This window comes from Flavobacterium sp. NRK F10 (genome assembly GCF_024054235.1).
Taxonomy (GTDB): Bacteria; Bacteroidota; Bacteroidia; order Flavobacteriales; family Flavobacteriaceae; genus Flavobacterium; species Flavobacterium sediminis.
Genome location: NZ_JAMXLC010000001.1, coordinates 3,178,950 through 3,203,795, shown reverse-complemented (window position 1 = coordinate 3,203,795; position 24,846 = coordinate 3,178,950). Strand labels below are relative to the sequence as shown.

The following is a 24,846-nucleotide window of genomic DNA, read 5'->3' as shown; positions in this document are numbered from 1 at the left end:
GATTTTTTTCAAAATGCAATTATTTATTCAGTTCTAAAGCGGCCATAATGAATGGACCTGTTGCTTTAGGATCGTTATCTTTTTTCTTTTCGTTGATGTAATATTCGTAAGAACCATCACGTTTTTCTTTTCCGCCTAAACCGGCAACAGCACAAATTTGTGTAATGGTTACATAACCTTCCGGACTTACTTTAACCAAATTGTTGATTAATCCGTCAAAAGCTTTATTAGCGACATCTTTGTAAGTGCTTGGTAAATAGCCTTTGTTTGCACCTTTTGCCAAAGCATAAGCAAACATAGAACTACCAGAACCTTCTAGATAATTTCCTTCTCTAGCACCTTGATCGGTAACTTGATACCAAAGTCCGGTTTTATCTTGAAATTTTACCAAAGCTTCAGCCAATTGATTCAAATAGTGCACTAGTTCAGCTCTTTTCGGATGATTTTCAGGGAAATAATCTAAAGCATCAACCAAAGCCATTGCGTACCAACCTAAAGAACGCGACCAGAAATTAGGAGAAGTTCCCGTTTCTTTGTTCGCCCATTCCATTTCTTTACTTTCGTCCCAACCGTGGTATAACAAATTGGTTTTTGGATCAAGTAAATGTTTCTGAATTAATTCAAATTGTTTGGCAACATCATCTAAAGCGGCACCTTCCTCAAAAGTTGCGGTATATTGTGCATAAAACGGAGAACCCATAAATAAACCGTCTAACCACATTTGATTCGGATATACTTTTTTATGCCAAAAACCGCCTTCCGTTGTTCGCGGATGATTTTTAAGCTGTTCGCGTAGCAATTGCATGGCTTTTAAATAGCGTTCGTCTTTCGTTTGGTTATACAAAAAGAATAAGCTATTTCCGGCTTCAATCATGTCGATGTTGTATTTTTCCATTTGGTAACCAACAATACTTCCATCTTCATTAATTGTTGCATCGGCATATCCTTTTACATAATCAAAATACTCTTTTTTATGTGTTTTTTGGTATAATTTTTCGAAAGAGGTCATTACCAAGCCATGAACATAATCCCATTTAGGAGATGTTCTATCATCAATTTGATAAGCTTCCGGATACTGATGTATTAAGGTTTGTGCCAAACGTTCTGACCATTTCAAGGTATCAGAAACTACTAAAGGCGTTTTTTCCGTTTCTGGTGCTTTCTCTTCTTTCTTACAACTAATTAAAGCTACAGCTACAAAGAATAAAGCAAATACTTTATTTTTCATTATTTATCTAATGTATTTTCTTTATCTAATCTTTCTAATAATTGATCTAAGTAAGCAATAAAATCAGCTTCTGTTTTGATCCCGTCTTTCTCTTTTTCCCAAGCACCTAAGAAATAAAACGAAATTGCTTCCGTTGTTGGTTTAAATTCAATTAAATGATCTTGTTCCCAATCAAAAGTTTTAGCCACAGCATCTATAGGATAAAAAATAGCCATCCCAAGATGATCAGGAACCAAAGTTTGAACACCATACGTTGCCATATAAGCCCATTTTTTAGTAGTACTTGTTTTTACGTGTTTTGTGGTATTTTCTAGTTTTACAATTCCTGTACAAATACCTTCTAAAGCTTCCGATGTTTGGATAGTGTGTTTCGTATATCTGTCATCAGGGAAGATTGTCAACGTACTTGATAAATCTGTTTTTTTACCAGCCGTTTCCCAACCTTTGTAATTAACGTGAATAACAGAATTATTCTCATTATTTTCAACTTTTGCCATTGTTGCTTCTACGTTGTTAAAATGCAAGACTTCTTTATCTACCCAACGACCAATAGAACCAATTCCTAAACCTTTTTTCACTTTAAGAATATCCATTCCCCAGTCGCTCATGTGATGATACGATTCGAAACCATCTTGTCCTACTTGTGGTAAAACAATACTATCTGTTTTCTTACCGTAAATATCGATTGCATTTCTCCAGTCTAAATACAAACGGTATCCTATTTTATTACTTTCCCAACCTGGACCTTCATAACGAATATACCAAGAGTGATCGGTATGTTCAGCTGGAAGATTTATAGAATCTTTATTGACGAAAGTTCCGCCTTCGTACTTACGATCGTTCCATTTTCCACCTTCTTTTACTGAAATTTCAGCATAGGTTTTTGGTTGAGCAACTTCAGTAGTTTCTGTTACTGTAGTTTCTTCTTTTACTTCCTTTTTTTGATTACAACTAAAAAGTAGAGTTAAGCAGGAGCTTAATATTAGTAATTGTCTCTTTTTCATTGAAATTAATTTAATTGGTTGTTTAAAAAATTTAAAATTCGGGGAATTATTTCATCAAACCAAGGATGAAATAACCAAAATGTATGCGGACTATCCTTAACTGTAACAATTTCAGAATAGATTTTTTTCTTATTTAATTGTTCAATCATTTCGTCTCTTCCGGCATGAAAGCGTTCGTACTGACTATTGATAAACAACATGGGTAACTTCGCTTCACTTATATGATTTAAGGCAGAGGCTTCTTCCCATACTTCTGGAACTTTTTCATACGTTCCACCAAGCCATTCGGTAGCCATTGCGCCTTCTTTAGATTCTGGGTGATGAAAAGCCAAAACGCCATCGATATCCACAATTGCCTTAAAACGGTCACTATATTTTGTTCCTAATAATGCCGCCATTTGTCCGCCAGAAGAACAACCTAAAACTGCTATATTTAAAGTATCAACCTTAAGCATATTCGAATGCTCTCGAATAAACTGAACAGCGTTTAGGACATCGTTGACTCCTGCCGGATAAATTGCTTCACCAGACTTTCTGTAGGCTACAGCAAAACACTGGTAACCTGCTTTTGCAATTTGTTGGGCTAATGGTTTTACTAATTTTTTATCACCATATTTCCATCCGCCTCCATGAATTAAAATGACAGCGGGTTTATTTTCTTCGGACTGAAACTGATACATATCCATTTTAGTTTCAATGCCATTGATCATTTGGTAAACTATTTCTTTTTCTGTTACATTTTCAACTTTATCTTTTGCTTTAACAATAGTGATTTCAGGAAATTCCTTAATTCTTTTTTGCCATTCGCTCTGAACGGTATACAGATCTTGATCGTTCGTTTTCTGAAAAGCAAACGAATTAATCATGACCAAACAAAAGAAAAGGTGAAATGTGTAATTCATCTTTTAAAATTAAAATAAGCTTGGTCTTTTTCAGACCAAGCTTATTAAAAAAACTTAACTCAAAATTATTGATATGCAGGATTCTGCGGGAAATCATTATTCTGGTTCAAATCAATAGCCGATTGCGGTATCGGTCTTAAAATTTTCAACTCTCCGTTAGCCCCATTAAAATAACTTGTTTCAATAAGGTAGTTATAAGCAGCTGCTCTTTCAACTAATTTTCCGGTTCTTTTCAGATCAAACCATCTGTGGTATTCTCCAAACAATTCACGAGCTCTTTCATCTAAGATCGTATCAATATCGTAAGACGCTAAAGGAGTGGTTAAACCTGCTCTCGCTCTTACATCATTTAATTTTTGTAAACCAAGAGCCGGATTCGTGTTCAGGTAAGCTTCGGCAGCAATTAAATAGGTTTCCCCTAAGCGAGATAAAATAATATCTCTGGTACTAACTCTTTTATTACTTGCATACAATGCAGTAGGATCATCAAACTTTCTGGCAGGAATAGTTTGGTAATCACTACTTACCACACCTGCTCCATACGTCCCCCATAAGTGAATTTGTGCTGTAGGGTTTGCTAACGTATAAGCGTCAATATCTGCCTGAGTAGCCCATTGCGGAACATAATAATGGCTTTTTTGCCCTGCCGGAGCAGTACCATTATCTCCGTCATAAGCGGCATAATATCTTGTAAAAACTTCAGTCATAAAAGTAGCTTCATAACGCTCGTCATCTTGTGTATACAAGCCTAAAGCAAAATCTGTTGCTAATAAATTGTAACTTCTCCAAGGAGCATCTCCAGCTACATCCGGACCACCCAGATACGAACTGAACCAATTGGCTTGTTTGTGTCCTAAATTTGTAGGATCAGTAGCAATAGAACCTGATGAAAACTGTACTGAAAATATTGTTTCGGCATTCATCTCGTTACCCGGTTCCCATAAATCTGCAAAAGAGATTGATAAAGATTGACCGGCAATAGCATCTTCTGCATAAGAAGCTGCCGTAGCAAAATCAGAAGCCTGTCCGAAACTTTCATAAGCTCTGGTTAAATACACTTTCGCTAATAAATGTCGTACTGCTCTTTTATTTACTTTCCCTACATAAGATCCGTCAGAAACTAAATCCAAGGCATCTTCCAAGTCTGAAATAATTTTTGCATAAACTTCCTCTGCTGAATTTCTATCAAAACTTAATGTTGGACTTTGAATAAATTCATCCACGATCCCTACTCCTCCAAACGATTGTACCAACAAAAAGTAAGCATTAGCTCTTAAATATTTTACTTCTCCTACTAAGGTAGAAACATTAGCTGTTTGCTCTGTTATTTCTGAATAATACAAGGCTGTATTTGCTCTTTGAATGGCTTGGTAACAGCTGGCATATAATTCTTCTATTCCTCCGTCTGATGAAGGATTTAATTGTAAATAACGAGATAAGCCATCAGGTTCCGTACCTCTACCTGACCCGACTGCATATAGATCCGTTCCTGCACAAAATACGAAAGCATCATTTCCGTAAATTTCGCGAAGTTGCGAATAATTAGCATCAATCAAACTCTGAAATCCTTCAGGAGTTAAATAAAATGTTTCTGCATCAACACTACTTTTATTATCCTCTTCAATAAAATCAGCACATGAGAATAAAGATAGTGCCAATAAACCGTATATAATCTTTTTCATGATTTTCTAAAATTAAAAATTAACACTTAAACCTAATTGATATGTAACAGAACTTACACGAGCTGTATTAAATGGTGCTGCTGCCCACTCAGGATCATATCCTTCATAATCTGTAAATACGAATGGATTTAAAATATTGGCATAAATTCTCATATTTTTCATTTTTAATTTTGACATTAAATTCGAATCAAAATTATATCCTACAGAAATGTTTTTAACTTTAACAAAAGAAGCATCTCTGTAATATCCCATTTTTTCTCCCAAACTATTTCCGGCTGAATTCCAATAGGTTCCCTCGTTTCTAGGTTGCGGATATGTATTGGAGTATTGTGCCGGTACACCAGCTGTATTTTCAGGAATATACCAATCGGCAATATTTAACTTTTGTCGTCCACGGTCAGCCATATTAGTAAAGTTTTCGTGGAATTCACTATAAGCTAATACCCCTTGGTTTGTAATAATTGAAAATGAAAAATCAAAATTACCTACTGTAAGTGTTGAGTTTACACTTCCTGACCATTTCGGATCAGAATTTCCTAAAATAGCTCTATCGTCACCTGTAATCTGTCCGTCGCCATTCAAATCTTTCACTCTGGCCTGTCCCGGAGTTTGTCCGTAAGAAGCTGCTTCAGCTGCTTGATCCGGTTGCCAAATTCCATCGAATACGTAATTATAATAAGAATGGATATTTTCACCGATAAACAAATTATTCCCTACATCATCAGCTTCTGATTGCCCGTATAATGAAACTAATTTATTCACATTTTTAGTGAAAGCAAAAGTTGTTTGCCATGTTACTTTATCGGTCTTAATATTTTTAGTAGTTAATAATACTTCAACTCCTTTATTACTTGCTGAACCTACGTTAGAAAAAGTTGAAGCCCAACCTGATTCTAAAGGAAGCTGTTGTTCAAAAATTAAATTCTTAGACAATCTATCATACACATCCACTGACCCTGAAACTCTATTATTAAAGAACCCGTAATCTACACCAACGTTAAACTCTCTGGTTTTTTCCCAAGTTAAATCTTTGTTTGCTAAGGTTGAAGGATACCAGCCATTTACATCTGAGTTCCCATAATTATAATAACTTTGAGAAGTTAATGAATTTAAAGTTGTATAAGGCTGTACATTGTTGTTTCCAGTGTAACCATAGCTCACTCTGGCTTTCAAAGTGTTAACTATTTTACTGTCTTTTAAGAATGATTCTTCATTAATTTTCCAAGCAACAGCTAATGAAGGAAAAGATTCCCATTTATTTCCTTTTGACAATACAGAAGATCCATCCCAACGATTAGAAGCTGTCAATAAATAACGATCTTTAAACGCATAATTTAAACGCATAGCGTAAGAACTTAAACTTACTTTAGAATAATAGGAATCAACATCATAAGTAGATTGAAGACCTGTACCGACATTATTATAACCTGTATCAAATGGTTGGTATCTTGAACTTAAAAAAGAGGTTTCTGTTACTGTTTCATATAAACTCTGTAATCCTAAGAACGTAAAAGAGTGTACCTCGTTTAATGTTTTATTAATCGTAAACTGATTATCCCATGTATAATTGTAATTATCTCTGTTTGTTATAGATGAAGAGGCTAAATTCCCATTGCTTGCTCCTGTATCTGACAATGCCCCGGCATATTTACCTTGTCTGTACGTGTTGTAATTTCCGGAATAAGCTGTTTTTAAGGTTAACCATTCAATTGGTTTGTACTCAAAAAATACATTCCCAATTACTTTCCATCTTTTTACTTCATTAGATGTATTAGCTATTGTTAATAATGGATTATAGGTACTGGTTTTGTCAATAGCTTTTGTAGTACCGTTAGGATAATATAATTTACCGGGAGTCGTAACATATTCTCCTACAATTTCATTTCCGTTTTCATCAATGGCCCAAGGCGATAAGAAAGGGTTTAAACGGAAAGCATCACGCATGGCTACATCACTCCCCAATTGTGCATCTGTCCTTGCAATTGTTAAATTGACACCGGTTGAGAACTTTTTATTTATTTTATGATTAAGACCTGCTTTTAATGTATATTTATCCAGAGACTCATTAATCATGTTACCTGTCTCATTTTGAAGTCCGATACCAAGGTTATAGGACATTCCGTTATCAGCTCTACCTGTAATATTCAAGTAGTTATTCTTTTGAATTCCGCTTTGCAAAACGGCATCATACCAGTCAAAAGTATCATTATTATTTACTCTTTGTAATAACACCGGGTTATTACTCCCTACTACTGAACTTGCTAATTGTTGAGGGGTAGTATTCATATAATCAGCTCCATTGGTTGTATACAAATAAGCTGATTGATGATAATACCACCATTTGCTTCCGTCCATCATTTCAGGTAAACGGGCTACATCTTTTACACCGGCAGATGTTTCAAAATTAACATTGATTCCGGCTTTAGCCGATGCACCGCTTTTCGTAGTAATTAAAATTACACCGCTCGCTCCTCTGGAACCATAGATAGCAGCTGATGATGCATCTTTTAAGATATCCATACGTTCAATATCACGAGGATTTAAAAAGCTTATATCATCTACCGGAGCTCCATCTACAATATATAACGGAGTACTACTTCCCGATAACGAATTTGTTCCTCTAATCACAATATTATATCCATCCCCTAATCTACCAGAAGCTGATGAAATTTGAACCCCGGGCACATTACCCTGAATACCTTCCAGAACACTGGTTGTATTTCTTTTTGTAATTTCTTTTGAATCCAAAGTGTTTACAGTTCCTGTTAAATCAGATTTTTTGACGGAACCATAACCTACCATCACTACTTCCTGTAAAGTACTGATCTCAGCTTCCAGTTCAATCGTTAGGCTTGTTCTACCATCTAATGCAATTTCCTGTGTTTTATAGCCCACATAACTTACCAGTAATATAGCTTTGGGGTTATTTACTTTAATTGTGAAGTTTCCGTCGAAATCAGCTGCCTGGCCATTGCTAGTTCCTTTTTCTAATACAGTCACTCCGGGTAATGGCAATTTATCGGTTGCATCGAGAACAGTACCGGATATAGTGGTTTCCTGAGCATTGCTCTTTTGCAAACTCAATAAACTGAAGAATAATGATAGAAATAAAATATACTTAAATCTACCTGAAAATGGTTGCTTAATTTTCATAATTTTATCATCGTTTTTAGTTAGGTTGTTAGTTATTCTTATCTATTTATTTTTGTATTTATAAGGTTTAAATTTTCTATATTTTCAAGTAAATAGCCTTCCTGTACTTTCCCTATTGTGACGTTGTTGAACGTTACATTTTCAATTGGGGATTTTTCATGTCCCAAAGCCATAATGGCATATTTACCACCGTCATTTACTTTTACATTTTCCAAGACTATATTTCTGATTTCCGGAATAAAATCACCAGTTTGATTTCCATAAATCGCATAACGCATATTGATCTTCAAAACCGATTCTTTAACTGTTCCCACATTCAAATTCCTGACATACACTCCGTCAACCACTCCTCCTCTGCGCGTATTTGTTTTAATTCGGATAACACGCTCTAAATTAGGACTGTCCATTTCACAATCTTCAACAAAAATATTTTTAACTCCTGCTGACATTTCACTTCCGATAACTACTCCTCCGTGTCCATCGATCATTTTACAATCTTTGACCAGAATATTTTCACTAGGTATAGCTGTTCTGCGGCCTTCATTGTCTCTCCCTGCCTTAATTGCAATACAATCATCTCCGGTATTGAATACACAATTTTTGATGACTACATTTTTTGAATACTCTGGATCACAACCATCATTGTTAGGTCCATGACTTTCAATTGTTACTCCATCTACTATAACTTTATTACATTTTAAAGGATGTATAACCCAAAAAGGAGCATTAATGATCTTTACATCTTTTATTAACACATTCTCACAAGAAGATGGCTCAATAAAATTAGGTCTGAGAAAATGTCCTTCTCCAAAAATTCTTTCCTGTACCGGTACATTGTCATCAGCCATTTTCATTAATGCAGGCAGGTTCAAACTATCTTTTTGAGAAGGTTGTCCTTCTTTATAACCGTAAGCAAACCCTTCTGAAGTACTTCCTTTCCAAGGCCACCAATTGGTTTCATTTGCCTGACCGTTTAAGATGCCTTTACCGGTAATTGCAATATTCTTTTTATTGTAAGCATATATAAACGGTGAATAATTCATTAATTCTAATCCCTCAAACGATGTAGTAACTAAGGGTAAAAAATCATTTGCATTTTTGCTGAAGAGAATTTCAGCTCCTTCTTCCAAATGCAGACATATATTACTTTCAAGATGAATCGAACCTGTCAAAAATTTACCAACCGGTACAATTACCACTCCTCCTCCGTTAGCTACTGCTGCCTTAATCGCTTCCCTAAAGGCATTTGTACACATTGTCTTTCCATCTGCAACAGCTCCGTATTTTGTAATATCAAATCTTTCTTGTTTAAAAACAGGTTCCTTAAGATTAACCAGACTATCATAAATGGCTCCCCAAGGCTCTGATTCTTTAGTTTGTGTTTCTGCAACTTTAGGCTCTGCAGATTCTTTTTCGGACTGATTACAAGCGCCGAATAAAAGTCCGCAAGCAATTACAAAAACCAAAATCTTATTTTTCTTCATAAACAAATATTAAATTATGTAATCGATTACCAAAAATATGTAAAGCAAAATTTATACGCAAGTTTTTTTTTGTATAAATAAAAAAAAATATAAAAAATTTAATTATTCGCAATAAGTTTGATTTTACACTCTTTTTTATTCATGTAAATTAATTACATAATGAAAGGTTTTGTTACATTTGCTAATATTTACAGACTTAGAATGAAAAAAAAAGTTACTATTTATGATATTGCTAAAGAATTAAATATCACTGCAGCAACTGTTTCAAGAGCATTAAATAACAATCCAAATATTAGTCAAGCTACCAGAGAACTCGTTTTGAAGACTGCTTCTAAAATGAATTACGAACAAAACAAGCTAGCTTTAGCTCTTAAAAGCGGAAAAAGTAATAATGTAGGTGTTATTGTTCCTAGAATTGATAGTAATTTCTTCGGTTCGGTTATAAGAGGGATCGAAGAGGAACTAAATCCTCATGGATATCACGTAATCATTTGTCAGACTGATGGTTTAGAAGAAAAAGAAGCCTCGAATATTGAAGCTCTCTTAAATTCTCAGGTAGACGGAATATTAATTTCGACATCAAGTAGTGATATCATGATATTTGACAGAGTTTTAAAAAAGGAAGTTCCTTTAATATTTTTTGATAGAACTAAAAATATAAAAAAAGTTAGCTCTGTGACTATCAATGACTTTGAAGCAGGCTATAAAGCTACAGATCACCTAATACAAACAGGTTGTTCTAAGATCGCTCACTTTTCCGGAGATCTGAATATTGAAATTTTCAAAGATCGTTTCCTTGGTTACAAACAAGCTTTATTGGATAATGGAATCGATTACATTGAAGATTATGTAATTCCGACTAAAAGTTCGATAGAGGCCGGAAAAAGTAACATTCTCAAGTTATTAAATTTAGAAAATCCTCCTCATGCAGTCTTTTCTTCCAGTGATTTCGCAGCCTTAGGTGCTATTAAAGAATTACGAAAACTAAATATCAGAATTCCGGAAGACTTTTCTGTTGTAGGGTTTAGTAATGAACCTTTTACCAGATTTATGGAATTACCCATTACTACAATCGATCAATTCCCTTTAGAAATGGGAAAACACACGGCTAAGGTATTTTTGGAACAAATCAATAATAATTCAAAGACAAGAATTGAGAAAAAAGTTGTTCTTGATCCAGAATTAATCATACGAAAATCTTCTAAAAAGTAAATAAGGCACTTTTTCATACGAAAAAGTGCCTTAAAAACTAACCATAACATTATTTAGAGAGAAACTCCTCGTTTCCAAGGAATAAAATCATCTTGCTGTAATAAATCGGCTTTGGATAGTGTTTTACCACTGGCAACGTCAATAATGTAATCCAGTAAAACCTCTCCTGCTTCATCAATTGTTTGTTGGCCACTGATAATCGAACCTGTATCTATATCAATAATATCATTCATTTTATTGGCTAAAACCGAATTCGAAGAAACTTTAACAACCGGTGCAATGGGGTTTCCTGTTGGTGTTCCTAAACCAGTAGTAAACAATACTAAATTAGCTCCTGAACCCACCATTGCCGTTGTACTTTCCACGTCATTTCCTGGCGTACACAACAAGTTTAATCCGTTTTGAGTTACATATTCCCCATAATCTAAAACGTCAACTATTGGTGAAGTTCCGCCTTTTTTAGCCGCACCAGCCGATTTCATAGCATCAGTAATTAAACCATCTTTAATATTTCCCGGTGACGGATTCATATCGAAACCTGAACCTGCTGCAACCACTGAATTTTCGAAATCTTTCATCAATTTCAAGAACTTATCCGCTTTTTGTTCGTCTACACAACGGTTAACCAACTCCTGCTCTACTCCACATAATTCCGGAAATTCAGAAAGAATGCTCGTTCCGCCTAAAGCCACCAATAGATCAGAAACATGACCTAAAACCGGATTAGCTGAAATACCCGAAAAACCATCAGAACCACCACATTCTAAACCAACTTTCAACTTAGAAAGCGGCGCTGGTTGCCGTTGAATATCATTGGCTCTCTTGATCGCTTCATACGAATCTTTGATAATGGTTTGCAACATATTATCAACGGTTCCCATTTGTTGTTGCTCATAAATCAGTACTTCTTTGCTGCTATTCGGATTGATTTCTTCCAATGCTTGTTTGAAGATTGAAATCTGAAGATTTTGGCAACCCAAACTTAAAACGGTTGCTCCGGCAACATTCGGATTGTTCACATAGCCCGCTAATAAACGTGCTAAACTTTCAGAATCCTGACGAATTCCACCACAGCCGCCTTGGTGCATGATGAATTTAACTTCAATATTCTCAAAAACCGATTGCTTTTTATCCGATTGTTCTACTTCTTCATTTCCGTTTACCAAAGAACGTAACAATAACTGGTATTGGTCTGTTTTTGGTGCTAGAAGTTCTTTTTCAAATACTTCTTTTAAACGCTCAATATTTTTGTTTTCGCAAAAAACCAATGGAAAAAACAACCACACGTTTTTAGTTCCCACCTGACCGTCAGGGCGATGATACCCCATAAACGTTTTATCTTGCCATTTTGAAACATCTGGCGCTAACCAATTAGGAAAAGATTCTTTTTCTTTCACTTTTTGGCTTTGGTGTTTTACATTAGCTGTTGTTAAAACTGCTCCTTTTTCAATTTTTTGAGAAGCTTTTCCAATCAAAACGCCATACATAATAATACTATCGCCTTCGTTAAAATCGACTAAGGCAATTTTATGTTTTGCTTTGGCATCTGTTTTTAACTGAACTTCTTCTCCTTCAAAAACTACCTGATCTCCTGCATTCAAATCAAGTAACACTACCAATACATTATCGGCAGGATGTACTTTCAATACTTTCTTCAACTCGCTCATGGTGTTATGCTTTATATTCGTTTAAAAAATTTTTATAGGCTTGTTCTAAACCATTGGCCTCAATTTGATCCAATACAAATTCTAAAGCTGTTTGTAAACCTTCTACTTTAGTTAAATCTTGATCCCAAAATTCTTCATTTTTCAATATAACGGTCAATGGCTTACCATTACTATTTTCTTGCCAAAACTGTTCAAAAAATGCAACAACTTCTGCATTATCTTTAATGGGTAATTTTCCATTCTTCCATTCGCCTTTGTAAAAACGAATCATACAAGCAAAAGCAAACGTTAAGTTCAATGGCAATTTTTCGAATCTGGCTTGATATTGTAAAAGACTTGGCAACACACGAACTTTAAATTTTGAAATGGTATTTAAAGCGATGTCAGACAATAAATGTTTGATGAATGGATTTCTGAAACGATCCAAAACTTCATTGGTAAAGCTTTCTAGTTCTGCTCTATCCATATCTAAAGTTTCGTTTATTTCGTCAAACATTAAAGTGTTCACAAACTGAAACGTAAACGGATTTTCAATTGTTTCTCTTACTGTTTCATTACCATACATCAATGAAAACGGAACCATTGCGGTGTGCGCTCCGTTCAAAATACGAACTTTACGCGTTCTGTACGGTTGCATGTCTGCTACAATTTTTACATCCAAATTAGTTTTATGGAACGGTAATTTCTCTTTCAATTTGTCATCGCCTTCAATTACCCACAAAAAGAAAGGTTCAGCCGTAACAATTAAATTGTCATGATAATCTAACTTATTGTTGTAATTTTCGATGTCATCTTTTGGATATCCCGGAACAATTCGGTCTACCAAAGTATTATGGAACGTACAAGCGTTTAAAATCCAATTTTCGAATTCTTGCCCTAAATTCCATAACGCAATATATTTCAAGATAATTTCTTTTAAAGTATCTGAATTATAATTGATTAACTCACATGGAATGATCGTCAAACCTTTTGAAGCATCTCCCTTAAAATGTTTGAAACGCTCTAACAACAACACCGTTAATTTCGCTGGAAAAGATTGTGGCGGAGCCATATCTGCAGTATCTGTCTCGATGAATTCGATACCTGCTTCTGTTGTATTAGAAATGATGAATTCAAGCGACTCTTCATGTGCCAATTTTAAATACTCTTCAAAATTGCTATACGGATTGATTCCTTTTACAATATTGGAAACCAACTCAATATCTTGAATTTTTTCTCCTTTTTTAACTCCGTTTAAAAATAACGTATACAAACCGTCCTGATCGTTTAACATGGGAACTAAACCATTAGCTAATGGCTGAACCACTGCAACACCCACATTAAAATCTACGGTTTTATTCAACTGCTGAAAAGCATAATCTACGAATGCTCTCAAAAAGTTTCCTTCACCGAATTGTACCACCTTAACAGGTAACAATTCTGTTAACCCTGTATTTTTTCTATTTAGTCTTTTCATAGTTTAAATTATTTTTTATAAATCCGATATCGGACTGTATTTCGGAACCAAAGTTTTCATGACTGTCCAACCAATTAAGTAACAAACAGCACAAATAGAGAAAATAATAAAATATCCGGCTTCAATACCGTGGAACCCCATAAATGACATGTTGGTATTTTCGCTAAAATCAAACAATACTCCTGAACCTTTGTTGATTAATGTTGAACCTAATCCGCCGGCTAATCCACCAATTCCTGTCACTGTAGCAATGGCTTTTTTAGGAAACATATCGCCAACAGTTGTAAAAATATTTGCTGACCAAGCTTGATGCGCTGCTCCAGCAATTCCGATAATGATTACCGGAATCCAATAGGTAAAATGTCCTAAGGGTTGCGCCACTAAGGCTAACAATGGAAAAAATGCAAAAATTAACATCGCTTTCATTCGGCCTTCATACGGATTCATTCCTTTTTTCTCAACAAAATACGTTGGTAACCAACCTCCAAGAATTGAAACCAATGTAATCATGTATAAAACAAATAATGGAAAGGCTGCTTGCGTAGAATCCATGTTGTACACTGAACTTAAATAGGCCGGTGTCCAGAATAAGAAGAACCACCAAACGCCATCGGTCATAAATTTACCGAAAGCAAATGCCCATGTTTGTTTGTATTTAAAACAAGCTGCTAAAGAAACTTTAGTGGTAGTTTCCGGCACATAACCTTCAATTTTACTGTCTTCAATTGCATCTTGTTGGATATATTCTAATTCTGATGCACAAACTCTTGGGTTCTTTTCCGGTTTTTCATATAGGAAAACCCAGAATCCCATCCAAATGAAGCCTAATGCTCCGATAACGATAAAGGACATTTCCCAACCGTAGGCTTCAGCAATAAAAGGAATAGTAACCGGTGCGGCTAAGGCTCCGACTGTTGCTCCTGCATTGAAAATACTGGTTGAAAAAGCTCTGTCTTTTTTAGGAAAATATTCGGCTGTTGTTTTAATAGCTGCCGGAAAATTTCCGGCCTCACCCAAGGCTAAAACAAAACGTGCAAAAATGAATAACGTAACGCTCACTGAAATCACTAAACCAGTATCATTAACTGTTTTGATCATTTCTTTTGCTCCTTCAAAACCAACAAACCAATGACCTGTAATGTAACCTGAAGTAGCGATACCGGCAAAAGCGTGTAAGCAAGCTCCGACTGACCAAACTCCGATTGACCAAAGGAAACCTTTTTTGGTATCCATAAAATCGACAAAACGTCCGGCAAACAATAAGGAAACCGCATAAAATATTGAGAATAATGCAGTGATGTTTCCGTAATCGTTGTTTGTCCAATGAAATTCCGGTGCAATAAAATCTTTCCAAGTTAGCGAAAGTACTTGTCGGTCTAAATAATTTATCGTTGTCGCAACAAACAAAAGACCGCAAATGACCCATCTAAAATTTGTTGTCCGTTTCGGAGTTGAATTACTCATATTTTATTTGTTTTTGGTAGCCAATCCTAAAAAATAGAATTGAAGTTTTATTTATTTTTGTTTTTATCTTTGTTTGATTGACTCGACTAAAGCCAGTACTTTCTGGGTCTCCAGCTCAATTGTATTATAGTCTTTGTCTTGCATTAATTTTTTACTAATTAATTTGCTTCCCATTCCTACAGCCGAAACACCAGCGTTAAACCAACTTTCAATGCTTTCTTGAGTGGTATCCACACCACCTGTTGGCATGAATAATAATTTAGGGAAAACATCTTTAATAGCGCTCATAAATCCCGGACCTAAAACATTTCCCGGGAACAATTTAATGAATGTTACTCCTACATTTTCAGCAGCAATAATATCGGTTGGTGTCATACATCCCGGACTGTACAAAACGTTGTTGCTAATTAAAAACGCTGCTACTTCCGGTACAAATCCAGGACTGATAAAGAAATCAGCTCCTGCGTTGAAATATTGTTTGGCTTGGTCAATGTTTTTAATGGTACCAATTCCCAATAGCATATCAGGCATTTCAGCATTTCGTACTTCGATCATTTTGGTAAAATTGGCAAAAGCCTCATCTCCTCTATTTGTATATTCTACAGCCCTGATGCCTCCGCGATAAATAGCTCGTAATATTTCTATAGTTACATTTTCATCAGCGTTGAAATACAAAGGAAGAACTCCTTGTTTCACGATTGCTTCTGATACTTTTTGAACTTTATTCATTTTTGTACTTTTCTTATCTTGATACTAATCCTGAAGCGTTTCCTCCGATACTATTTTCTACTTCTTGTAAGGTTGCTAAATTATAGTCGCCCAAAATAGTATGTTTCAAACAACAAGCTGCTACGGCAAAATTTAGAGCGCGTTGCAAATCATTCGGTTGACTGATTAAACTGTATAACAATCCGCCCATAAAAGCATCGCCAGTTCCTACTCTATCGACAACCGGATGCACTTCTCTTACCGCTGAAGTAAATATCTTGTTTCCGTCAAATAAAACACCCCCAATACGTTGATGTGATGCACTAACAGAATAGCGTAACGTTGTTGCTGCAATCTTTAAATCGGGGCAAAATTCTTGTAATTTCCCGTATAAAGTCGGAAGTGAAACTTCATTTGTATAATCCGGAGCTACTTTATCCAATCCTAACATGAAATAAGCCGTATCGATATCACCTAAAATAACATGGCAATATTTCAACATTTCAGGCATTACATCTTTTGGTTCTTTGCCATATTTCCATAATTTCGAACGGTAATTCAAATCACAAGAAATGGTCAACCCTAATTTATGCGCAATTTGGATAGCTCTTAAACATTCATCGGCTGCATTTTGAGAAATAGCTGCTGTAATTCCGCTCCAATGAAACCAAGTTTTGCCTTCGAAAATTTTCTCCCAATCGAAAGATCCTTTTTCAACAGTTGCAATGGCGCTATTGGCTCTGTCGTAAACTACGTTACTTCCGCGATTTCCGGCACCTGTTTCTAAAAAGTAAACGCCTAATCTATCGCCACCTAACAAAACATTTTTAGAACCTACATTCATTTTTTGCATTTCTCTCAGGGCACAATGACCAATTTCGTTATCGGGAATTCGAGTAACAAATTCCGCTTCAACGCCGTAATTAGCCAATGAAACAGCAACATTGAACTCTCCGCCGCCATAAGTAGCTACAAACGATTGAGATTGTCCAAATCGCAAATGTCTTTCCGTTGAAAGGCGTAACATAATTTCGCCAAATGCAACAACTTTATTCATTTTTATTCATTTTTATTCGTGTATTAATAATTATCTAAAGTGTCTAAATGAGCATTATGAGAACATACATTTACTAGAACGCCGTCGTCAATGCACTTTACTTCATGCGTTAAATACGAAGGAACCAAGAATGAATCTCCTTTTTGCAAGATTTTTTTAGTTCCTTTCATTTTAATCTCAAAAGTTCCTTCGCTCACAAATGCAACTTTAGTTTGGTTTGTTTCTTTACCTAATTCAATACCTCCTTTTTTGTAACGAATCATTAGTAACGTCAGGTTTTCGCAATATCCTACAACCTTTTTTTCTATTGATTCGGAAACAACTTCCCAACAAGTATCTGAGTGTTCTTTTAAAAGATGGCTTAAATTCATAAAAATAGTAAATCTTAAAAATTAAAATATTCTTTTGCGTTGTAATAACTGATGTCAGAAACTATTTTTCCGATGAATTCCATATCATTTGGCAATTCTCCTCTTTTGATTTCGTCACCAATTAAGTTACACAACACACGACGGAAATACTCATGACGTGGAAAAGACAAGAAACTTCTAGAATCGGTCAACATTCCTACAAAACAACTTAATAAACTCATGTTTGACAACGCGTTTAACTGTTTGGTCATTCCGTCTTTTTGATCTAAAAACCACCAACCCGATCCAAACTGAACTTTTCCTTTTACGCTTCCATCATTGAAATTCCCGATCATAGTCGCTAAAACTTCGTTATCAGCAGGATTTAAGTTGTATAAAATAGTTTTAGTCAATTTATCTTTTGTATCCAAAGCATCTAAGAAAGCAGACAATTTTTGTGCTTGAGAAAAATCTCCGATAGAATCCCAACCGGTATCTGGTCCTAAAATGCGGTGCATTCTGGCATTGTTGTTACGCAAAGCGCCTAAGTGAAACTGTTGGATCCAACCGTAAGTATGATACGTTTCGCACAAGAATAATAAAATAGCACTTTGAAATTTTAAAGCTTCTTCGTTAGAAACTACTTCATTATTTCTCTTTTTTGCGAAAATAGCGTTTACTTCTTGTTGCGTAAAAGGTTCGAAAAAGATGTTTTCTAAACCATGATCCGAAAGTTTACAACCATTTTCGTTGAAGTATTGAATACGTTTTAATAGCGCTTCACATAGACCGTCAAAAGTACTGATTTCGACACCAGAAACTTCGCCTAACAAATTAATATAATCATTATAACCTTCTTGTTGAATTAAGATCGCTTTATCAGGTCTAAATGAAGTACTTACCTTAACAGAAAAATCACTTTTATGTATTTGTTTATGATACGCTAAATCATCCGTCGGATCTTCCGTAGTACACACTACTTCTGCATTCGCTTTTTTCAATAAATTTTGACACGAATAGTCCGATGAATTTACTTTAGCTGATGTTTCTTCAAAAATTCGCTCTGCTGATTTTTCGTTCAACAATTCGAATTCGTCAAAATAACGAGCCAATTCTAAATGCGTCCAATGAAACAACGGATTACGCATCGTATAAGGAACCGTTTTCCCCCATTGTAAAAACTTGTCTTTATCGGAAGCATCGCCGGTAATAAACTTTTCGTTTACACCAAAGGTTCTCATCGCTCTCCATTTGTAGTGATCTCCATTAATCCAGACATCTGTTATGGAATTGAACACTTTATCTTCCGCAATAAACTTTGGCAATAAATGGTTGTGGTAATCAATAATAGGAAGATTTTTGCTGTAATTATGAAATAATTCTTCAGCATATTGGTTTTCCAAAAGGAAATTATCGTGTATAAAATTGGTTTTCATGTTTTATTGTTCGTTTGAAGGTTTACCAATGGTCGCTAAGATTCCACCATCGACATATACAATTTGACCGTTCACAAAATTGCTTGCCTTAGAAGCCAAGAAAATTGCCGTTCCTGCTAAATCTTCGGGATCACCCCAACGGGCAGCCGGTGTTCTATTGATAATAAATTCGTTAAAAGGATGTCCATCCACACGAATAGGCGCTGTTTGTGAAGTTGCAAAATATCCCGGACCGATTCCGTTAACCTGAATATTGTATTTCGCCCATTCTGTTGCTAAATTTCTAGTCAACATTTTCAATCCTCCTTTTGCCGCAGCATAAGCCGAAACGGTATTTCGACCCAATTCGCTCATCATCGAACAAATATTGATAATCTTACCTTCACGACGTTCAATCATTTGTTTGGCAATCAATTGAGCCATAATAAAAGGTCCGACTAAATCAACATCAACCACTTTTCTAAAATCGCTAACTGCCATAGAAATTGCAGGTTCTCTCATGATGATTCCGGCGTTGTTGACCAAAATATCGATATTTCCAATTTCGTTAGAAATCAATTCTACATTTCTCGCAGCATCTTCTTCATTGGTTACATCAAAAAGATAACCTTTTGCCTGATATCCTTTAGACTGATAATACGCAATAGCATCTTCCATTTTACTTGGAGTAGTACCTGTAATTATCAACTGAGCTCCTGCTTGCGCCAAAGCCTCTGCTATTGCCATACCTAGCCCGTGTGTTCCACCGGTAATCATGGCATTTTTTCCTGAAAGATCAAATAAATTCATGGTTTATCTTAATTCGTTTGGTGCACAAATATCCATATCGCTGTAGTCTAAATTTTCACCAGCCATTCCCCAAATAAAAGAATAGTTAGAAGTACCCGCTCCCGAGTGGATTGACCATTCCGGAGACAAAACCGCCTGGTGATTTTGCATAAAAATATGACGCGTATTTTGTGGCTCACCCATAAAATGAGAAATAGTTTGTCCTGCTTCTAAATCAAAATAGAAATACGCTTCCATTCTTCTATTGTGCGTGTGAGCCGGCATCGTGTTCCAAACGTTTCCTGGTAACAACTCTGTTAATCCCATTTGCAACTGACAAGTCTTAACAACACTATTAACAATTAGCTTATTGATGATTCTCTTGTTAGAATAATTACTATCGCCCATGTGAACGATCTCAGCATTTCCTTTCGTTACTTTAGTTGTAGGAAAGCTGGTATGAGCGGGAGCTGAATTAATATAAAACAAAGCCGGATTTTCTTCCACACTTGAAAACACTACTTCTTTAGCTCCCATTCCTACATACAAAGCTTCTTTCTTGTCTAATTCATAAACCGTTCCATCAACAGTTACTGTACCTTTTCCACCAACATTAATGACTCCTAATTCTCTTCTTTCTAAAAAATATTCCGATTTTAAGTACGGAATTGTTTCTAAGAGCAACGATTTCCCAACAGGCATCACTCCTCCTACGATATATCGGTCATACATAGAATACACTAAGTTGATCTCGTTTTCAGCGAAAACGGTTTCAATCAAAAACTCTGAACGCAAGCGTCTGGTGTCGTAATTATTTGCATCAACTGGATTTGAAGCATATCTAAAACTAAAATTTATCATTTCAATATTTTTAAATTGTAATCGATTACACAAATATACTGTTTTTTTTAAAAAATCAAGAGTAATTAAAAATAAAACCCAAAAAATATATAAAATTTAATTTTTATACTTATTTTTTCATTTATCATTAACCTATTTAAAAAAAGAGTTCATTTTAGCTATTTTTCATAAATATGATTAAATTTGAGAATATAATTTGGTCTCATGAAAAATCCTATTGCTGAAAGAATTGCTGATTTTTTAAAGCAATTTCACCCTTTTTCCGAAATTGGTTATACTCAATTATTGGAAGTAGCTAAGAGCTGTTCGGTACTCTATCTGGAAAAGAACCAAATACTTTTTCATGTCAGTGATGCTATACATGATAGTTTTTATGTTGTAGCTTCCGGAGCCGTAGGTCTATCAGTCAGCTCTGATACCGATGATGTGTTAATTGATAAATGTGATGAAGGAGATATTTTAGGACTCCGTCCTTTTTTTGCGAAGGATAATTATTTAATGACGGCAAAAGCCCGTGAAGAGAGTATTGTTTATGCCATTCCTATAGAAGTGTTCAGACCGGTGGTCATGCACAACTCAGGAGTTTTGGATTTCCTTTTACAAAGTTTTGCATCCAATACCCGGAATCCGATGGATAAGAACCATAAAGGAAAACTGATCTCTGAAAATGTGATTTATGACGAACAAAAAAATGAGATACAATATTACCAACCCATACATTATACTAAGAACCCGATAACTGCTTCTGCCTCTGATATAGTGAAATATGTTGCGCAAACCATGGCAAGTCGAAAAATAGGAAGTATTATTATTCATGAAGATCGCTTGCCGGTTGGTATTGTTACTGATAAAGATCTGCGTTCAAAAATTGCAACAGGGCTCTTTCCTATTGATATTACAGTAAATCAGATCATGTCGGCTCCTGTGATAACCGTTCCTGAGAACTTATCCATAGCTGAAGCACAAATGATGATGCTGAAACACAATGTAGGACACTTGTGCGTAACTAAAGACGGTTCGAACCAAACAGAAATAACCGGAATCATTTCCGAACATGATGTTGTTGTAGCTCAGGCTAATAATCCGGGTGTTTTATTGCGTCAATCCAGAAGAGCAGAAAAAACTTCTGATCTGAAGATCATACGAGAAAAGTTAGCCGACCTTATTCAGAATTCTATTGATAAAAACATTCCGATACAACATATATGCTCATTAACCGGGGAGATCAATAATGCTATTTTAGAGCGTCTTATTACTCTTTCTATTGCCAAAATGGATACTCCTCCACCTGTTAAGTTTGCCTGGTTCAATATCGGAAGCCAAGGAAGAAAGGAGCAACTCTTATTAACTGACCAGGACAATGCTTTAGTTTTTGAAGACGTTGAAGACGAACGTTATGAAGAAGTAAAGGCCTACTTTCTGAGCCTAGCTAAAAAAGTAACCAAAGGTTTAAACAAAATCGGATATGCCTATTGCCCTGCAGATATGATGGCCAGTAATCCCTTGTGGTGCAAGTCAATAAGTGACTGGAAGAACCAATTCAAAGGTTGGATCCAAAACCCCGGTGAACGAGGTATTTTAATGTGTACCATTTTCTTTGATTATGATTTTGTATACGGAGAAGAATCTCTGATCAATGAAATTTCAGATGTTGTCTTCGGAGAAACGGAAAATAATGATTTATTCTTTGCCTATTTAGGAGCTGATGCCCTTAAAAATCCGGCACCATTGGGATTTTTCCGTCAATTCTTAGTAGAAAATGACGGTGAGCACAAAGACACTTTCGATATTAAAGCCAGAGGACTTGTCCCTTTAGTAGATGCCGCAAGACTTTTAGCCATTCAGTGCCGCATCAGAAACAATGATAATACCGCTTTCCGATTTATGAAATTAGCCGAAAAAGAACCTCAGAATGCTGCTGTCTATGAGGCTTGTAGTGAAGCCTTTTTAGTACTTTTACGATTCAGAACCGAAGAAGGATTGCGTAACGGAAACGATGGCAGGTATTTGAGTTTAAAAGAATTATCAAAATTGGATAAAGTAAAGCTTAAGAATGCTTTTCAGCCTATTTCTGAAATTCAAGAGATTATTAAAAACCGTTTTCAATTAACTTATTTCACTTAAGAGTATGAATTGGAGCTGGTTGAAAAAAATACAAAAAGAAACTCCTAAATTTTGGGAGAATTACCTTGCGGGTTTTCATACTCAGGACAGTCCGAAGCGTTACATAGTCTTTGATTGTGAAACTACCGGATTAGATATTAAAAGGGATCGGATTTTATCTATAGGAGCCGTAGCTATTGTCGAAAATCAGATTAAGGTTCCCGATTCCTTAAACCTTTTTGTGCAGCAAGACCTTTTTAAAGCTGAATCGGTTCCTATCCATGGTATTCTGAAAGAAGGCCAAGAAGAAAAAGTAGTTGAAGCCGAAGCTGTCATACAGTTTTTAGATTATATCAAAAATGCTACACTGGTGGCTCATCATGCTAATTTTGATATTGAAATGATTAATCAGGCGCTTCACCGATTAGAATTGGGTCGCCTGAAGAATCAATATATGGATACGGATATCATGTATCAGAAACTAAAGTATTATCCTGAAGATCAGCATACTTCTTTGGATGAATTATGTGATGTTTTCAAGATAAAAAAATCGGACAGGCATACTGCTTCCGGAGATGCGTTCATCACAGCACTGCTTTTTCTAAAATTAAAGCAGAAACTCGATATTTGATCATGAAATTAAAGTTTTTTCTATTGATCTCTTTTTTTCTGTGTTATTTAGAATGGGGACACGGACATTCTGCTTTTTTATTTCAGGTAGCGTATACTATTTTCTTTGAAAAACTATCCGTTACTAATTTTTTCCATCCTTTGGTATTTGGAAGTTTTTTAGCTCTTTTAGTACTGATAATTAGCTTATTTGCCAATATTCATCAAAAAATAGAAAGAATAGCTGTTATTTTACTCACCCTGTTAGTTGTCTTCTTTTTATTCATTGGTGTTATTTCATTACAGTACAAAGTCGCTTTATCGACATTCCCCTATTTGTTCTTCGCCAACTATTATTTTAAAAATGCTTCAAAAGCTAAGTAAATACTTTGTTTTCGGTAACATTTGTAACCGAAAGATCATTTGATTATAATCTGTTTTTTAGTAATTTTATAGTCTATTCTTTACACAAAATAAAGTAGTCTAAAACATTTGATTCTATGGAATTTATTGATTATTATAAAATATTAGGTGTTACCAAAAACGCATCTGAAGAAGACATTAAAAAAGCTTACCGAAAATTAGCCCGAAAATTACATCCCGATCTAAACCCGAATGACAAAGAAGCTAATCTCAGGTTTCAACAACTCAATGAAGCAAATGCTGTATTGAGTGATCCGGAGAAAAGAAAAAAATACGACAAGTACGGAAAAGATTGGGAACACGGTGAAGAATATGAAAAATACCAGCAAGAGCAAAAACAAAGATATGCTAATACAGGTGGACAAGGCAGATCTTATAGTTTTGAAGGAGATGATTTTTCAGATTTCTTTTCTTCTATGTTTGGCAAAGGAGCTACTGGTGCCGGCGGAGGGCGAAGAGGTCAAATGAAATATAAAGGTCAGGATTTCAATGCTGAACTTCAATTAGACATAAAAGAAGCTGCCCAAACGCATAAACGGGAACTTTCTGTTAATGGAAAAAGCATACGAATTACGATACCGGCCGGAATTGAAGACGGTCAGACCATTAAAATCAAAGGATATGGCGGAGAAGGTCTTAACGGCGGGCCTAACGGCGATTTGTATATTACATTTTCTATTGTTAACACGACTCCTTTTAAAAGAGTCGGAAATGACTTATACATAAACGATAGTTTAGACCTCTACACTGCTATACTCGGAGGAGAAACAACGGTTACGGATTTTAACGGTACTACTTTAAAACTGAAAGTAACTGCCGGAACGCAAAACGGAACTAAAGTTAGACTAAAAGGAAAAGGATTTCCAGTATACAAAAAAGAAGGAGAATTCGGTGATTTATATGTAACCTATGACATTAAGATTCCAACACACCTTTCTCCTAAAGAAAAAGAACTTTTTAATGAATTAGCGCAACAGGCAAAAAAATAGACACCATGGATACACAAGAATTGATCATAGTTGAAGTATTTTGTGAAACCTACCAGATAGAAATGACTCTATTTCAGGATTTAGAGGAATTCGGGTTAATTGAAACTATTACACAGAACAATACGAAATATATTTATGAAAACGAATTGAGTAAAATTCAAAAAATATTGCGCTTGCAAAGTGACCTGAATATTAATAATGAAGGGATCGAAGTCGTTTTAGAACTATTAAATAAAATTGACAACTTACACCAAGAAGTTCGTTATTTAAAAAACCGTTTAGATCTGTAT

The 24,846-nt window shown here is 35.3% G+C and carries 21 protein-coding genes; 6 read left to right on the top strand and 15 right to left on the bottom strand.

The genetic code is table 11. The annotated features are described in order from the left end of the window. Positions 1–19 precede the first annotated feature (19 nt). The 6 genes from NHF50_RS14605 to NHF50_RS14580 all read right to left on the bottom strand — a co-directional run bounded on the left by NHF50_RS14605 (position 20) and on the right by NHF50_RS14580 (position 9,453). Positions 20–1,228, bottom strand: coding sequence for a glycoside hydrolase family 105 protein (locus NHF50_RS14605; RefSeq protein WP_252777129.1), 1,209 nt, complete (start codon positions 1,226–1,228; stop codon positions 20–22). After that, positions 1,228–2,232, bottom strand: coding sequence for a DUF4861 family protein (locus NHF50_RS14600; protein ID WP_252777128.1), 1,005 nt, complete (start codon positions 2,230–2,232; stop codon positions 1,228–1,230). The genes NHF50_RS14605 and NHF50_RS14600 overlap by 1 nt, the downstream gene beginning before the upstream one ends. A 5-nt stretch (positions 2,233–2,237) precedes the next feature. Next, positions 2,238–3,134 (bottom strand): alpha/beta hydrolase, encoded by an 897-nt coding sequence (locus NHF50_RS14595; protein ID WP_252777127.1) that lies wholly within the window; start codon positions 3,132–3,134, stop codon positions 2,238–2,240. A 65-nt stretch (positions 3,135–3,199) separates the two neighbouring features. Beyond that, positions 3,200–4,816, bottom strand: coding sequence for a RagB/SusD family nutrient uptake outer membrane protein (locus NHF50_RS14590; protein WP_252777126.1), 1,617 nt, complete (start codon positions 4,814–4,816; stop codon positions 3,200–3,202). A gap of 12 nt (positions 4,817–4,828) precedes the next feature. Further along, complete coding sequence (locus NHF50_RS14585) at positions 4,829–7,969, bottom strand: TonB-dependent receptor (RefSeq protein WP_252777125.1); 3,141 nt, start codon at positions 7,967–7,969, stop codon at positions 4,829–4,831. 38 nt (positions 7,970–8,007) lie between these two features. Then, on the bottom strand, positions 8,008–9,453 hold the full coding sequence (locus NHF50_RS14580) for a glycoside hydrolase family 28 protein (protein WP_252777124.1): 1,446 nt from the start codon (positions 9,451–9,453) through the stop codon (positions 8,008–8,010). 201 nt (positions 9,454–9,654) lie between these two features. Between NHF50_RS14580 and NHF50_RS14575 the strand changes: the two genes are divergently transcribed. Beyond that, the gene (locus NHF50_RS14575; RefSeq protein WP_252777123.1) at positions 9,655–10,665 is read left to right on the top strand and encodes a LacI family DNA-binding transcriptional regulator; all 1,011 of its coding nucleotides are present in this window, start codon (positions 9,655–9,657) and stop codon (positions 10,663–10,665) included. A 53-nt stretch (positions 10,666–10,718) separates the two neighbouring features. Here NHF50_RS14575 and NHF50_RS14570 read toward each other — a convergent pair whose 3' ends face one another. The 9 genes from NHF50_RS14570 to kduI all read right to left on the bottom strand — a co-directional run bounded on the left by NHF50_RS14570 (position 10,719) and on the right by kduI (position 20,432). Next, positions 10,719–12,332, bottom strand: a complete 1,614-nt coding sequence (locus NHF50_RS14570) for a UxaA family hydrolase (protein ID WP_252777122.1) — start codon at positions 12,330–12,332, stop codon at positions 10,719–10,721. 4 nt (positions 12,333–12,336) lie between these two features. Next, positions 12,337–13,788, bottom strand: coding sequence for a tagaturonate reductase (locus NHF50_RS14565; protein ID WP_252777120.1), 1,452 nt, complete (start codon positions 13,786–13,788; stop codon positions 12,337–12,339). A 15-nt stretch (positions 13,789–13,803) separates the two neighbouring features. Further along, complete coding sequence (locus NHF50_RS14560) at positions 13,804–15,252, bottom strand: MFS transporter (RefSeq protein ID WP_252777119.1); 1,449 nt, start codon at positions 15,250–15,252, stop codon at positions 13,804–13,806. Between the two features lie 63 nt (positions 15,253–15,315). Then, positions 15,316–15,981, bottom strand: a complete 666-nt coding sequence (locus NHF50_RS14555; RefSeq protein ID WP_252777118.1) for a bifunctional 4-hydroxy-2-oxoglutarate aldolase/2-dehydro-3-deoxy-phosphogluconate aldolase — start codon at positions 15,979–15,981, stop codon at positions 15,316–15,318. A 13-nt stretch (positions 15,982–15,994) separates the two neighbouring features. Then, positions 15,995–17,017, bottom strand: a complete 1,023-nt coding sequence (locus NHF50_RS14550) for a sugar kinase (protein ID WP_252777117.1) — start codon at positions 17,015–17,017, stop codon at positions 15,995–15,997. Positions 17,018–17,040: 23 nt separating this feature from the next. Next, positions 17,041–17,388, bottom strand: a complete 348-nt coding sequence (locus NHF50_RS14545) for a cupin domain-containing protein (protein ID WP_109570337.1) — start codon at positions 17,386–17,388, stop codon at positions 17,041–17,043. 14 nt (positions 17,389–17,402) lie between these two features. Next, positions 17,403–18,803, bottom strand: a complete 1,401-nt coding sequence (uxaC, locus tag NHF50_RS14540; protein ID WP_252777116.1) for a glucuronate isomerase — start codon at positions 18,801–18,803, stop codon at positions 17,403–17,405. Between the two features lie 3 nt (positions 18,804–18,806). Continuing rightward, positions 18,807–19,592, bottom strand: a complete 786-nt coding sequence (locus NHF50_RS14535) for a gluconate 5-dehydrogenase (RefSeq protein ID WP_252777115.1) — start codon at positions 19,590–19,592, stop codon at positions 18,807–18,809. 3 nt (positions 19,593–19,595) lie between these two features. Continuing rightward, positions 19,596–20,432, bottom strand: coding sequence for a 5-dehydro-4-deoxy-D-glucuronate isomerase (gene kduI, locus NHF50_RS14530; RefSeq protein ID WP_252777114.1), 837 nt, complete (start codon positions 20,430–20,432; stop codon positions 19,596–19,598). A 204-nt stretch (positions 20,433–20,636) separates the two neighbouring features. Here kduI and NHF50_RS14525 point away from each other — a divergent pair, with 204 nt between their 5' ends. The 5 genes from NHF50_RS14525 to NHF50_RS14505 all read left to right on the top strand — a co-directional run. Then, the gene (locus NHF50_RS14525) at positions 20,637–22,556 is read left to right on the top strand and encodes a DUF294 nucleotidyltransferase-like domain-containing protein (protein ID WP_252777113.1); all 1,920 of its coding nucleotides are present in this window, start codon (positions 20,637–20,639) and stop codon (positions 22,554–22,556) included. A 19-nt stretch (positions 22,557–22,575) separates the two neighbouring features. Next, entirely contained in the window at positions 22,576–23,166 is a 591-nt protein-coding gene (locus tag NHF50_RS14520) for a 3'-5' exonuclease (RefSeq protein ID WP_252777112.1), read from the top strand. Positions 23,167–23,168: 2 nt separating this feature from the next. Continuing rightward, positions 23,169–23,528 (top strand): hypothetical protein, encoded by a 360-nt coding sequence (locus tag NHF50_RS14515; protein WP_252777111.1) that lies wholly within the window; start codon positions 23,169–23,171, stop codon positions 23,526–23,528. A 116-nt stretch (positions 23,529–23,644) separates the two neighbouring features. Continuing rightward, positions 23,645–24,556 (top strand): DnaJ C-terminal domain-containing protein, encoded by a 912-nt coding sequence (locus tag NHF50_RS14510; RefSeq protein ID WP_109570330.1) that lies wholly within the window; start codon positions 23,645–23,647, stop codon positions 24,554–24,556. Between the two features lie 5 nt (positions 24,557–24,561). Then, positions 24,562–24,846 (top strand): chaperone modulator CbpM (locus NHF50_RS14505; protein ID WP_252777110.1); only part of this gene is annotated, 285 nt, incomplete at its 3' end.